Source organism: Paraburkholderia sp. EB58 (assembly GCF_050436665.1).
Taxonomy (GTDB): Bacteria; Pseudomonadota; Gammaproteobacteria; order Burkholderiales; family Burkholderiaceae; genus Paraburkholderia.
This window is the reverse complement of record NZ_JBNDMQ010000041.1, coordinates 26,692-38,837: the sequence shown is the minus strand read 5'-3', so window position 1 is coordinate 38,837 and position 12,146 is coordinate 26,692. Positions and strand designations below refer to the sequence as shown.

The 12,146-nt window shown below is 60.0% G+C and carries 12 protein-coding genes; 8 read left to right on the top strand and 4 right to left on the bottom strand.

The genetic code is table 11. From position 1 onward, the window contains the following. Nucleotides 1–31 precede the first annotated feature (31 nt). A complete protein-coding gene (locus tag P3T40_RS37830; protein WP_429272808.1) occupies nucleotides 32–802 on the bottom strand; it encodes a class I SAM-dependent methyltransferase in 771 nt (256 codons plus the stop codon). Between the two features lie 196 nt (nucleotides 803–998). Between P3T40_RS37830 and P3T40_RS37825 the strand changes: the two genes are divergently transcribed. Continuing rightward, on the top strand, nucleotides 999–1,550 hold the full coding sequence (locus tag P3T40_RS37825) for a hypothetical protein (protein ID WP_429272807.1): 552 nt from the start codon (nucleotides 999–1,001) through the stop codon (nucleotides 1,548–1,550). Next, nucleotides 1,551–1,847 carry a winged helix-turn-helix domain-containing protein gene (locus P3T40_RS37820; protein WP_429272806.1) on the top strand — a complete coding sequence of 99 codons (297 nt, stop codon included), beginning with the start codon at nucleotides 1,551–1,553 and terminating at the stop codon, nucleotides 1,845–1,847. A gap of 90 nt (nucleotides 1,848–1,937) precedes the next feature. Here the strand turns inward: P3T40_RS37820 and P3T40_RS37815 are convergent, their stop codons facing one another. Both P3T40_RS37815 and P3T40_RS37810 read right to left on the bottom strand, forming a co-directional pair. After that, nucleotides 1,938–2,366 (bottom strand): rubredoxin, encoded by a 429-nt coding sequence (locus P3T40_RS37815; protein ID WP_429272805.1) that lies wholly within the window; start codon nucleotides 2,364–2,366, stop codon nucleotides 1,938–1,940. Between the two features lie 417 nt (nucleotides 2,367–2,783). Continuing rightward, on the bottom strand, nucleotides 2,784–3,245 hold the full coding sequence (locus P3T40_RS37810) for a VOC family protein (protein WP_429272804.1): 462 nt from the start codon (nucleotides 3,243–3,245) through the stop codon (nucleotides 2,784–2,786). A 202-nt stretch (nucleotides 3,246–3,447) separates the two neighbouring features. Between P3T40_RS37810 and P3T40_RS37805 the strand changes: the two genes are divergently transcribed. After that, nucleotides 3,448–3,804 carry a host attachment protein gene (locus P3T40_RS37805; protein ID WP_429272803.1) on the top strand — a complete coding sequence of 119 codons (357 nt, stop codon included), beginning with the start codon at nucleotides 3,448–3,450 and terminating at the stop codon, nucleotides 3,802–3,804. A gap of 1 nt (nucleotide 3,805) precedes the next feature. Here P3T40_RS37805 and P3T40_RS37800 read toward each other — a convergent pair whose 3' ends face one another. Further along, a complete protein-coding gene (locus P3T40_RS37800) occupies nucleotides 3,806–4,099 on the bottom strand; it encodes a DUF6566 family protein (RefSeq protein WP_429272802.1) in 294 nt (97 codons plus the stop codon). Between the two features lie 388 nt (nucleotides 4,100–4,487). Between P3T40_RS37800 and P3T40_RS37795 the strand changes: the two genes are divergently transcribed. The 5 genes from P3T40_RS37795 (at nucleotide 4,488) to P3T40_RS37775 (ending at nucleotide 12,045) form a co-directional block, all read left to right on the top strand. Then, nucleotides 4,488–4,868 (top strand): TraR/DksA family transcriptional regulator, encoded by a 381-nt coding sequence (locus tag P3T40_RS37795; RefSeq protein ID WP_429272801.1) that lies wholly within the window; start codon nucleotides 4,488–4,490, stop codon nucleotides 4,866–4,868. A gap of 227 nt (nucleotides 4,869–5,095) precedes the next feature. After that, entirely contained in the window at nucleotides 5,096–7,888 is a 2,793-nt protein-coding gene (locus tag P3T40_RS37790) for an AAA family ATPase (protein ID WP_429272800.1), read from the top strand. 55 nt (nucleotides 7,889–7,943) lie between these two features. After that, nucleotides 7,944–10,229: an FdhF/YdeP family oxidoreductase gene (locus P3T40_RS37785; RefSeq protein ID WP_429272799.1), complete on the top strand. Its 2,286-nt coding sequence runs from the start codon at nucleotides 7,944–7,946 to the stop codon at nucleotides 10,227–10,229. A 178-nt stretch (nucleotides 10,230–10,407) separates the two neighbouring features. Further along, on the top strand, nucleotides 10,408–11,511 hold the full coding sequence (gene moaA / locus P3T40_RS37780; RefSeq protein WP_429272798.1) for a GTP 3',8-cyclase MoaA: 1,104 nt from the start codon (nucleotides 10,408–10,410) through the stop codon (nucleotides 11,509–11,511). A gap of 99 nt (nucleotides 11,512–11,610) precedes the next feature. Then, complete coding sequence (locus P3T40_RS37775; RefSeq protein WP_429272797.1) at nucleotides 11,611–12,045, top strand: ester cyclase; 435 nt, start codon at nucleotides 11,611–11,613, stop codon at nucleotides 12,043–12,045. Nucleotides 12,046–12,146 lie beyond the last annotated feature (101 nt).

The window sequence follows — 12,146 nt, the reverse complement described above, 5'->3', positions numbered from 1 at the left end:
GCGCGCGGCATGCGGCCGAGCAGGAGCAAACTTAACTCATAGGCCGCAAGGCCCGCAGAAACAGAAACGGTGGCCGACGGCAATCGTCCTCCAACGTGGGACGCACCTTCAGGACCTCTGTGGTGGGCGCCGGTTCGCCAAGATGCTCAAGCAGGAAGCCAGACCAGATTAGCGTGTTGACGTAGGTTTCGACGGTGCGGTGATACTTGATGACCCCATCGACGAACCAGCGTGTGTCCCGTTCGCCTTCCTGCCGGTAGTGATCCAGCGGCCAGTGTCGCTTGCGGCCTTCGGCATCGCGAGCCCAGCCTGCTGGATACGCCGTGCACACCGGATGCTCCACCGAGAACAGAAAGCGGCCGCCCGGCTTCAGACCTTGAAACACCCGCTCGACCAGCCCGGCATAGTCTTCGACATAATGCAGCGCAAGCGAGGATACGACGAGGTCGAGGGAGCGCGGTGTCGGCGCATATTGTTCTATCGGGCTACGCAGATACGTGACCGACGCATCGCTCGTGCGTTGGGTGGCTTCTTCGAGCATTCGTCTCGAGATATCGACACCGGTCACCGAGGCCGCTCCTTGCGTTCTCGCAAAACGGGCAAACTCGCCGAAGCCGCAGCCCAGGTCGAGCACGTGCAGGTTCGAGAGATTGGGCAACAGGCGATGCAGAGCCGGAATCTCCAGCGCGCCGTTCAGACCTGTGTCGCCGTCGCGTAGCGACTTGTAGCCTTCAAAGAAGGTTGCGTCGTCGTAAATGTTCTGCGGCGTCCGCGTGACGGCCGATGTCGGATCGTTACTCACTCGCGAAACTCCTTCACATAGATGAGCGCTTTGCGCGCGCGACTGGCCATTGTTGTGCATTGCCGGCCAGCTTAGCGTTTGCCGGGTCAACCGAGAGCCGAAGGGCGACGGCGCCCCCCAGATCACGCAAACAGAGTACTTGCGCTTTTCTACTCTGCCGTATAGAGTACTCTGAAACCACACCAATGGATTCGCCATGACACTCTCCTCTGAACAGGCGTCACAGGTTTTGCGTGAAGTCGAGGCGGTTAGTCACCGCAGCGGCCAGCTCTATCACTACCAGCGGTTCGCGCCCATGCTGGTGTTGTGGGGTGTGATCTGGCTGATCGGTTTCGGCATGACGAATTTCTTCCCCGCAACGGCCTCATGGCTCTGGATCGCGCTAGACGTGATCGGCGTAGCCGGATGCATCTACCTTGGCGTGAAAGGCAAACAGGAAGCATCCAATAGCGGCGCATGGCGCTGGCTGGCTTCAATCGCTACCATTTTCGCGTTCTACATCGTTGTGCTTAACATCTTTCAGCCTATCTCGGGTCAGCAGTCCGCAGCCCTGATCACTCTGCTCGTCGCGCTGTTTTACGTACTGGGTGGCATATGGATCGGGGCTCGCTTGACGGTCACCGGTATCGGTATGGCGGCGCTCACCCTCGTCGGTTACTACCTGTTTCCCGCTTATTTCTTCTTTTGGATGGCGGTGGTAGGCGGCGGTGCGCTGATGTTGGCCGGCCTTTGGCTGAGGACCGCGTGAATGGATCAGCTAGACGAAACCATCCACCAGCCGGTTCGGCTCAAGATCATGGCGGCCCTCAAGGCTTTGCCGAACCGGGAGCCCATCGAATTTGTCCGACTGCGCACCATCGTCGACGCGACCGAAGGTAATCTCGGCGCGCATCTCGCCACATTGGAAAAGTCTGGCTACATCGAGATCACCAAGGATTTCGTTGGCAAAAAGCCGCGCACACGCGTGGCCATGACCGCTTCGGGGCGGCGCGCTTTCGAGCGCTACGTCGATTACCTGCGCGGCATTCTCGACGGTACGCCTTGATGCACCGCCCGAATCTGCAACCTCGTGATTTAGCGCTGTGACAGCCTTCGTCGGGGGAGACTCGTGGGACACAATTGAATGCCAACTTCCCTAGAACTCGACCAGCGCGAAATCTTCCTTACCCACATCGCACAGGGGGCAACGCCAATCGGCCGGCACATCGGCCCAGCGGGTGCCAGGGGCGATGCCCTCTTCGGGCACGCCGGCCGCTTCGTCATAGATCCAACCGCAGATCACACACACCCACTGCTTAAATTCGCCGACGGGCGACACTTCTTGTGCACCGACGGACGCAGACGAATCAGCGGACCGCGCTTCGCGTGTGCCTTGCGCATCATCGAGGCTCACGACCAGCGGCGCTGCCGTTCCCGCGCTGCTCGCGGCTAACTGCGTCTGCAGCGTCTGAAGAAGCGTCTGCGCTTCGGTCAGCGTCAGGTCGATCCAGTAGGGATCGCCGGCACCATCGTTGAGTCGCTCGGGGGCAAACTGAATTTCTAAGGCCACGCCCTTTTTATACATGACAAACACTATCCTGGCGGCTGGCGCTCATCACCAGCCTTTGTTCAATTGAATGAAGCAGGCTCGGGCGTAATGTGCGGCTAGCCATCTCATCGGCAAAGAAGCCTGGCAATGCAGCCGCTGCGACGATTTCACAGCCCGCGTAGCGGACCACAATTATCCCCTCGCGCGGATGGCGCATTAGCTACGCCACGGAGATGCACTGTTTCCTGCGGGTAGGTAAAGGTCAGGGCGCGGCCGCGCGGACCGAGACCAGCACGCGCGAATCATTGCCTGCGGACTGAGACCCGCAGCCTGCGCGAGTTCGCCAGCGCGCATGGCCGCTTGCTGAGCAGATCGACGACCTGGCGCCAGCTCGGATCAGCCAGCGCGGAGAGTGTCCGGTCCAGCGGCACAGCGGCTGGTAGCGCCATCGGCTCACACCCAACCGTCGATTTTCAGGCCACTCGCTTGCTCAGCCTCTTCACGCGACACCTGGCGCAAGGTCTGGCCGAAACTCCAGACATGCCCCTCCGGGTCGCGCGCCGCATAAACGCGGTCCCCGTAGAACTGATCTTCCGGTTCGCGTGTAATCACTGCGCCGGCTGCACGTGCCCTGGCACAATGCTCGTCAATGCCGTCGCGCAATTGCACGTGCACCGACTGCGTGTTCTTACCGCCCAGAGACTGAGGGCTCGCCATGTCCTCGTTCCATGCGCGGCAGACCATCAAATAGCCATCGCCGAAACGCATTTCCGAATGGCCGAGCTGTCCGTCGCTGTCCGTGACGACGAACTGACGCTCGAAGCCAAAGGCTTTCTCGAGCCAATCCAGCGCGGCAAACGGGTCCACGTAGTACACGGCTGCGCCCAGTGAAGGACGGGAGGGCACGTCGCTCATGGCAGTCTCCTTTATTAAGCCATCAGGTTGATATTTAACACCTTAGTTAAGCAAATGGGCGTGTCAAGGGCGGCATGACGAATCGGTAAATCGACCGTGGCGCATTTCGGCTGAACTGCTATCTTTGACTAGGGAGTCGGTCATTGGCGTAGTTGCGCGATCATTGACGCCTGAATGGAAAATCCCCGCCGGGAGGTACATGATGAACGAAGTGACCTGGCTTGTCGTAGCTGACGGAGGTCGAGCGCGTGTGTTCCAGATGCCTGGGCTAACGCTCGACTTGCAAGAAAAGGAAGACCTCGTCAATGACGAATACAGCGGCACGGTTCTCACAGAGAAAGACCGCGAGAAGTTCGCCAAGCGAGTTTCCGACTATCTGGAACAGGGCCGACTGCATCAGCTATACCATCGCTTGCGACTTGCCGTCGAACCCAAGTTTCTCGGCATGGTGCGAGCGAATCTGAGCGAGGACACCCGCCGATTGATATTCGAGCAGATTAGCGAAGATCTGTCGGCGTTCAGTACGCGAGAAATTCAGGCGCACCTGCAGCGAGGGTGATCTACGATTCCCCGGTATCGCGGAACCAGCGCTCCGCGCGAGCACGGTCTGCAACCCACGAGTGGGAAGGGGGCGTATTGAACTCACGATCGATGAACCGGCGCCCCCATTCAACCCCGTCCCTGATCGCTTCCTCTTCAGTTAGCCATTCGGGTTGAACGGTCGACGGACGAGTATCGACAACCGTTTCGGCGCCGCGACTCACGCTCACATCCGCGATCCACGCGCCACGCGCGTTACGTTCGGGACGCACGGCGATCGCGAACTCGCCGTACAAAACAGTCTGTGCCTGCATCGTTTTCTCCATGGAAAGCGCTGTCGCATCTGTCAATACTGTCATTCGACCCCGTTGATCACGCTCAGTGCCTTGAAAATTGCACGTCCCTCAGTGTAGTGTCAATCAAGGAATCCACAAGGCTATTGGTGCGAGTTCGCGATTAGCTCAGCAATACTTACCATTCGGTAATTTTCTCGATGGCACCCCACTATCTGGACAGAACCTGCGAAGCCTGAACACTCGCAGCGCGCCCGCCTTATGTGACGATGTTTACATTGCGCTGAACGATTCTTTGTATGGGTCGAGATAGCATTTGGACTTCGACAAACTTCTACTATCCTGAACTTAGCCCAGCGTTTTGCGGACGCGACCGAATCACACGATAGCCATGACGCAGGAGAAAACCATGTCGGGTCCCGAGGTCACATTGAGTGAGGAGTTCATCGCGCAGCAGCGCACGCGTCTCGAGGCCCTGCGCCAACAACTACTAGGCGGAGAGGAAAACACGATCGCCAATCAACGCTCGGATGAGCAGGAGCATGGCGACGAAGCCGAGGAGTTTGAAGACGAGGCACAGGGAATGGCGCAGGACGAGGTCAACCAGGCGCTACATGACGTGAACGACCGCCGCATCGACGATATCGAGCGCGCTCTGCAGAAGATCGCAGAGGGCACCTATGGTTACTCCGATGCAAGCGGCGATCCGATACCGAAAGCCCGACTCGAAGTCGCTCCCGAGGCGATCTTCACCGTCGAGGAACAAAGCAAGCGCGACGCGGGTGCGTGATCGCGTTACAGCGAAATTGTCTGAGGTAAAAGCCTTCGTGCCGTTGTACCTGTGCGAGACGCTGACATTCTGAATGCTGACGAGCGAGGCATCCGTCTCAGTCGCACGCCCCATGAGCAATGACGGGCGGCAGTACCCGGAGTATTCGCAAATCACATAAGCGCGTCCTGCAACCGTCGGCAACGTCTGAAAAGACGTCTGCCTCAACTGTTAAAGGTGATCCTACGATGCCCGCCCTTTGCGAAATCTGTAACGCCCGTCCCGCTGTTGCCCGTGTGACCGTTGTGCAGAACGGCGAGCGGAAGTCCATGTCGATCTGCGACTACGACTACCGTCAGCTAATGCGGCACCAGGACATGCTCAACCCGTTCGATTCCTTGCTCGGAGGCGGCGGCCTGTCGCGCTTCTTCGGCGGAGGCGTGGGCGGCGAGGCCGGGCACGAAGACGAGGAGTATGCCGCCGAGGTGCCGCGTGAATCCGTCGACGCAACTGACGCCTTCAGCGAACAGACGCTCGAATTGCTGCAACGCGCCGCGGAGAAGGCCCACGAGCTTGGCCGCAACGAACTCGACACCGAGCACCTACTTTACGTACTTGCAGACACCGACGTATGCGCCGCTCTGCTGAACGAGCTCAAGCTCTCGCCGCAGGACATCAAGGCCTATATCGACCAGCACGCGCAAAAGGGCACCGCCTCCCCCGATGCGCCGATCGACAAAATGACCATCTCGCCTCGCCTGAAAAAAGCGTTCCAATACGCATTTCAGGCGTCGCGCGATCTGGGGCATTCCTACGTCGGCCCGGAGCACCTGCTCATCGGCCTTGCGGCCGTGCCGGACAGTATCGCGGGCGCACTGCTGAAGAAATACGGTGTGACGCCGGAGGCATTGCGGCAGAAGGTCGTGAAAGTCGTGGGTAAGGGTGCGGAGGACGGCCGCGTCGACACGCCAACTGGCACGCCCACGCTCGACAAGTTCGGGCGCGACCTCACGGCCATGGCGCGTCAGGGCAAGCTCGATCCGGTGCTCGGTCGCGCGCAGGAAATCGAAAGCACCATCGAGGTGCTGGCGCGGCGCAAGAAGAATAATCCCGTGCTGATTGGCGAGCCGGGCGTCGGCAAGACCGCGATCGTCGAAGGGCTCGCGCAGCGCATCATCAACGGCGACGTGCCTGAAGTTTTGCGCGGCAAGCGGCTTGTCGAGGTGAACATCAACTCGATGGTGGCAGGTGCCAAGTATCGCGGCGAATTCGAAGAGCGTGCCAAGCAGCTGATCGATGAGGTCACGGCGAAGAAGGACGAACTGATCCTGTTCATCGACGAACTGCACACCATCGTGGGTGCCGGACAAGGCGGCGGCGAAGGCGGCCTCGACATCGCCAACGTGCTCAAGCCCGCGCTTGCGCGTGGCGAGCTCAGCCTGATTGGCGCGACCACGCTCAACGAATATCAGAAATACATCGAAAAAGACGCGGCGCTTGAGCGGCGCTTCCAGCCCGTGCTAGTACCGGAGCCGACGGTCGAGCAGACCATCGTCATCCTGCGCGGCCTTCGTGACAAGCTCGAGGCGCACCATCAGGTGACGTTTGCCGACGATGCGTTCGTTGCTGCCGCCGAGCTTTCGGATCGCTACATTACATCGCGCTTTTTGCCCGACAAGGCCATTGATCTGATTGACCAGGCGGCGGCGCGCGTGCGCATCGGCGCGACCTCGCGTCCTGCGGCCATCCAGGAGCTTGAGGCCGAAATCGCGCAACTCAAGCGCGAGCAGGACTATGCGTCGTCGCGCAAGCGCTTCGATGAGGCGAAGAAATTCGAGGAACGGATTGGCGAGAAACAGGCGCAACTCGATGAGCAAGTCGAGGCATGGCAGCGCAAGACCGGCTCGGAAACGCTCGAAGTGACCGTGGCGTCGATCGCCGAAGTGGTGTCGCGTCTCACCGGCATTCCTGTCACAGAACTGACGCAGGAAGAGCGCCAGAAACTGATCGATATGGAGGACAAGCTGCGCGAACGCGTGATCGGGCAAGACGACGCGGTGGTTGCCGTGAGCGATGCCGTGCGCCTGTCGCGCGCGGGCCTCGGTCAGGCGAACCGGCCTATCGCGACATTCTTGTTCCTCGGACCTACGGGCGTCGGCAAGACCGAACTCGCCAAGGCGCTGGCAGAAACGGTGTTCGGCGACGAACAGGCGGTCATCCGCATCGACATGTCCGAGTACATGGAGCGTCACGCAGTAGCGAGGCTGATCGGCGCGCCCCCGGGCTACGTGGGTTACGACGAGGGCGGCCAATTGACAGAGCGGGTCCGGCGGCGCCCGTACAGCGTGATCCTGCTTGACGAGATCGAGAAGGCCCATCCCGACGTGAACAACGTGCTGTTGCAGGTGTTCGACGACGGTCGGCTGACGGATGGCAAGGGCCGTGTCGTGGACTTTAGCAACACGATCATCATTGCAACGAGCAACCTCGGCGCATCGATCATCATGGATAACCTCGAAAAGCCCGAGGCGAAGCGTCAGTCCGAGAAAGCGATCCGCGATGAATTGATGGGCGTGCTGAAGGGCCACTTCCGCCCCGAGTTTCTGAACCGGATCGACGAGATCATCGTCTTCCATGCTCTCTCGCGCGACAACATTCGTGCGATCGTGAATATCCAATTGGAACGGGTACTACGCACCGCGGCCGCACAGGACATTACACTCAAGCTGGACGACTCGCTGATCGATCACTTGGCCGAGTCGGGCTATCAGCCGGAGTTCGGTGCACGCGAGTTGAAGCGCCAGATTCGTCAGGAAGTCGAAACTCGGCTCGCCAAGGAGATTCTGAGCGACCGTATCAAGTCGGGTGACACTGTCGAGGTCGGTTATGACAAGGACAGTGGCGAAACGAAGTTGAGCAAGGTCGAGACGCCGGCAAAGCCGAAGAGCGCTAAAGGTGCCAGCGGAGGACGCGCGAAGAAGAAGGCGTCTAAGGAAACAGGCAGCGCCGAGCCAGCCGAAAGCGCCGAGTCGAAGGAATGATGCCCGCAAAGCAACGCAATCTCCAGGTCCTCTGGGGCAACTCATGGAGTCTTAAATGGCCGAACGACGCGAAGTTCCGGGAATCCGCCCCTATGACGCACCCGCCGGCGGCTGGGGAGCGCTCCGGGCGACCGCTCAGGCCGTTCGGACACAAATGGAGAGCGTTGAGGCGCCGATCACGCTGCTCCGCACCAATCAGCCCGACGGTTTCGATTGTCCCGGTTGCGCGTGGCCGGACAAGGAACACAAGTCCACGTTCCAGTTTTGCGAAAACGGCGCCAAAGCGGTGACATGGGAAGCGACCACCAAGCGAGTGGGCCCGGAATTTTTCGCGAGCAATACGGTCTCGTCGCTGCTGCAGAGATCGGATTTCGAACTGGAGGATTTCGGCCGGCTGACGCATCCCCTCGTCTACGACCGCAGCACGGACACGTTCCGCGCTGTCGAATGGGAAGATGCGTTCGCTCGCATCGGTGAAGTGCTGCGAGGGTTGTCCTCTCCCGATGAGGCCGAGTTCTATACGTCCGGCAAGGTATCGAACGAGGCCGCCTATCTGTTTCAGTTGTTCGCCCGCGAATATGGGACGAACAATTTCCCGGATTGCTCGAATATGTGCCACGAACCGACCAGCGTTGGGTTGCCGCAGTCGATCGGTATCGGCAAAGGCACGGTATCGCTGGACGACTTCGAGGCCACCGAACTCATCATCTCGATCGGCCACAATCCCGGGACAAACCACCCGCGCATGATGGGGACACTCCACGAATGTGCGCGACGCAAAGTTCCAATCATCGTGTTCAATCCGCTGCGCGAGCGCGCGCTTGAACGCTTCGCCGATCCGCAAAGCATGATCGAAATGGCGACCTTCGGATCGACCCCAATCGCATCGACCTATTTTCAGGTCGACGCCGGGGGCGACGCAGCTGCCCTCAAGGGCATCATGAAAGCGCTCCTCGCGATGGACGCAGAGCAGGACAACACCGTTCTGGACCACGCGTTCATCGCCCAGCATACCCAGGGCTTCGAAGCATTTGCCGCAGACCTGGAAGCGACCACGTGGGACGATATCGAAACGGCAAGCGGGCTCAGCCGCGAAGATCTCGAGGAAGTTGCCATCGCCTATGCCAAATCGAATGCGACGATTGTCACCTACGGAATGGGCATCACCCAGCATAACAAAGGGACCGCCAATGTCCGTCTGATTGCGGATCTGTTGCTGTTACGCGGCAACATCGGTAAACCCGGCGCCGGCATCTGTCCTTTGCGTGGGCATTCCAATGTGCAGGGAAACCGGACAGTCGGTATCACCGAAAAGCCGTCCGGCACCTTCCTCAAGCGGATCGAAGAGGTATTTGGGTTCAAGCCACCCGAGGCTCACGGGCACGATTCCGTCCAGGCATTGCAGGCGATGATTGCGGGCACGTCCAAGGCACTGATTTGCCTCGGCGGAAACTTCGCGGTTGCGCTACCCGATTCCGAGCAGGCCTTTGCCGCAGTGAGCAAGCTCGATCTGAGCGTCCACCTCGGTACCAAGCTCAATCGCTCGCACCTGCTGGTTGCAAAGGAGACCTACGTGCTGCCTGTTCTGGGCCGCACGGAACTCGATCTGCAGGCGAGCGGTAGGCAATCGATTACGGTCGAAGATTCCATGTCGATGGTCCACGCTTCTTCGGGCAAGCTGAAGCCAGCGTCCGAATACCTGCTATCCGAGCCGGCGATCATCGCGCGCCTCGCCATGGCGACGTTGCCGGCCAGCAAGGTGGCATGGAAGGAATTGATTGCGGACTACGACAGGATTCGCGATCTGATCGAGCAAACCGTGGCGGGATTCAAGGACTACAACGCACGAATCAGAACGCCGGGAGGATTCCGCATGCCGCTTCCCCCGACCGAACGCGTATGGCCCACGCCGTCAGGCAAAGCGATGTTCTCGGTGTACGGTGGAGTGAAGGAAGACGCAGACGTCTTTGGCGCCAGGAATGTGCTGCGTCTCATCACGCTGCGCAGCCACGACCAGTACAACACTACGATCTACGCTCTCGACGACCGTTACCGGAGCGTGTTCGGCCGGCGCGACATTCTGTTTATGAACGAAGACGATCTGGCCGAACGCGGACTCGAACATGGCGATCTGGTTGACATCGAGACGGTGACGTCGTCAGCCAGACAGCTTCGCCTGAAGAACGTCACTGCGATCGCCTACAACATCGCAAAGGGTTCAGTCGGGGCGTACTATCCGGAGGCCAACGTGCTGGTGCCACTCGACTTCCTTGACAAGGAAAGCGGCACGCCTTCGTACAAGTCCGTTCCGGTGCATGTTCTGCGGTCGGCGGCAACCTGACTACGGGTGCGCTTGACCGGGAGACGCACCCGATATGGCGCACAAACTGTACTCCTGAGATTCGTCGCAGACTGTGTGTCTCGTACACAGTTCCGGGGCACTATCCTGACAGCATGTAATTCATGGGCCGGACATTGCTCCGGCCCCCCACCGCACGCTGCCCACTTCCGGATAGATCGTGAATCTCATCGACGCGCCCATTGTCGCAGAAACGGCATACCGCCATGGCGTATCCGTCGGCGATCCCACGCCCACCCTCGACAAGCTCAATCGGCCACTGCGGGATCTGCGTCTGTCGGTTATCGATCAATGCAACTTCCGCTGTACGTACTGCATGCCGCGCGACGTCTTCGGCGCAGACTACCCGTTCCTGACGTCTGCGCAACGGCTGTCGTTCGAGCAGATGGTTAAGCTCGCGAAAGCGTTCGCTCAGCTCGGCGTGGAAAAAATACGCATCACCGGCGGCGAACCGCTGTTGCGCCGTGGGCTCGAATCGCTGATCGAACAGCTTGCAAAACTGACAACTCTCAGCGGTAAGCCGATGGAGCTCGCGCTCACGACAAACGGCTCCCTGCTCGCCGCGAAGGCGCGTTCCCTGCGCGATGCCGGCCTCGGACGCGTGACAGTGAGCCTCGACGCGGTGGACGACGCCGTGTTCCGCCGGATGAGCGACGTGGACATTCCCGTTTCGCGGATACTGGAAGGGATCGAGGCAGCGCGTGCGGTCGGACTCGCGCCGATCAAGGTCAACGCGGTAGTGGAGCGCGGCGTCAACGATAGCCAGATTCTGCCGCTCGTCCGACTATTCAAAGGCACCGGCGTGGCCGTGCGCTTCATCGAATTCATGGACGTCGGCGGCGCGGGCGGCTGGTCGAACACGAAGGTGATCACAGCGCGCGAGACGCGGGAGATCGTCGAATCGGAGTTCCCGCTGGTCCCCATTGTCATAGGCCAACAGATGGGCACCGCCGTCAACTATCGCCATGCGGACGGTGCAGGCGAAGTCGGCTTCATCGCGAGCGTATCGCAACCGTTCTGCGGTTCGTGTTCCCGCGCCCGCGTATCGGCCGACGGTCAACTCTATTCGTGCCTCTTCGCCACCCAGGGCACGGACCTCAGGCCGTGGCTCACGGAGACCGCCTCGGTCGAGCAACTGGCCGTGGCCGTCCGCAGCCGCTGGATCCAGCGCGACGACCGCTACTCCGAGCTTCGCTCGACGGTGCGCAAGCCGGGATCGGGAAAGGTTTATCCCACGGTTCGGATGTCGCTGGTCGGCGGCTAACGCCTCGCCAGGCGTTTTTCGCAAACCACTTGCCTGATCACGAGCGCGGAGTGCATCCTTACGATGCTTTCCTCGAGCATCCTTCAGGAGTAACCGATCATGACCTTAAGCCCAAGCGAACAGGCCGTGCACGCAGCGATTGAGGCGTTCTATCAGGCCCTCGAGCAAAAAAACATTGCTCTGTTACGAACGGTCGTAACGCCCGATTGGGAATACCTTCCGGAGCCCAGCGGGGCGGCGCCGGGTCCCGACCAGATGATTCCGATCTTCAAGAACCTGACGACAGCGCTTCCTGATATGCAAATCGCTATCCTCGACACGCTGATTCATGGGGACCGGGTGGGCATTCGAGCGGAGGTCAGCGGCACTCAATCCGGCGAACTGCTTGGCATTGCTGCAAGCTCCAAACACATCAAGTTCGCGATTCACTCGTTCCACCAGATGCGTGGAAATTTAATTGCGAAAACATGGCACCTTGAGGACTGGCTGTCCGTGTTCCGGCAGCTTGGAGAGTTGCCCAGGAATCTTGCATAACAATGGGGATGAGGGAAGACTCTGCCACGCAGCAGCCCGAACGAACGCGCTGACGTCCTGCTCCGAGTACCCCCGGCGCTCACGCGAGGCTAGTTTCGTGC